Origin of the sequence: Clostridium sp., from assembly GCF_050717635.1 — a bacterium.
GTDB lineage: Bacteria > Bacillota > Clostridia > Clostridiales > Clostridiaceae > Clostridium_AD.
On sequence record NZ_JBOITO010000035.1, the window covers coordinates 1 to 1201 of the forward strand.

Below are 1201 nucleotides of genomic sequence, written 5' to 3' on the forward strand. Positions count from 1 at the left end.
ACAGTATAAAAAGTGTTGATTTTAACTTTGAATTATATATTTATTAAATAGACTGAAAATTCTGAAATATATTACAGGGATATCGAATATAAAATTTTATACGACAACCTTCTTGACAAACATCGGTTACAAAAAGAACTCTTTTCTATAGAACCATTAAAATAATTATTGGTAGGTGTTAATTTTGAATACTAATTTAATTTCTGAAGAATTAAAGAATTATTTACAAAATCCAAAGAAAATCATCAATGTTATTCCAAATAAAGATTTTACCTTAACCATAAAATTCGATAACGATGAAATTAGAATATATGATATGAATGATAAATTATTTGGTGTATTTGAAATTTTGAAAGATTTAAACAAATTCAATGAAGTATTTATTGATAAATCAGGCAATGTTGCTTGGAACAGAGATACTTCTATTGATTCAAATACCTTTTGGAATAATCGAATTGATATCTGTAAAGATTCAATTTATCTTGATTCCAAACCTATTTTATTAAGGCTATGTTTAAGATAAATGTTGAAAATTAATATTTTCTGAATATTTTGGTATAATAAGATTATATGAAGGATTACGGAGGTCTTATTATGCCAAGTGTAGCGTCAGTAAAGAAAGATTTAGAGGCTTTAGGAACAACAGGACAGGAAGAAATATTAAATTATCTTGAAGAAATTATTGTATTAGGTTCTTATGCAACCGAAGTTACTAACGAGGTTAAAGAGAACCGATTCTCCAAGGGAAAAGTCTGCCCCCACTGTGGGCATGAGGAAGTATCAAGAAATGGCAAGTTCAAGGGCAAACAAAGATATATCTGTAAGTCCTGCCGAAAGACCTTTACTGACTTTACACGTTCACCCCGTTACAACAGTAAGAAAGATATTAAAAAGTGGATATTATATTCTAAATGTATGATAAATGGTTATTCCATAAGAAAATGTGCCGAGATAGTCGAGATTAGTGTGCCTACATCTTTTTATTGGAGGCATAAGTTTTTAGACGCTATCAGAGTGTATATGGGTATTGGAAATGTTGGTGGAGTTATAGAAGTTGACGAGGCGTTTGTAGCCTTATCAATACCTAATTTAAAATAATGTTGAAAAATAAGAGAGGGTATATATTATACATGTATAATATATACCCTCTCTATGCAACCTATTTATAGTTTATTTATAATTTTTTACTTAACAATATATA

1 protein-coding gene and 1 pseudogene are annotated in these 1201 nt (G+C 28.5%); both read left to right on the plus strand.

Annotated elements, in window-relative coordinates:
• The first annotated feature begins 184 nt into the window (after nucleotides 1-184).
• Nucleotides 185-523: a DUF2442 domain-containing protein gene (locus tag ACREWB_RS16170; protein WP_431548496.1), complete on the plus strand. Its 339-nt coding sequence runs from the start codon at nucleotides 185-187 to the stop codon at nucleotides 521-523.
• A 71-nt stretch (nucleotides 524-594) separates the two neighbouring features.
• Nucleotides 595-1095, plus strand: a pseudogene (locus ACREWB_RS16175) (transposase); the annotation flags it as partial.
• Nucleotides 1096-1201: the final 106 nt, after the last annotated feature.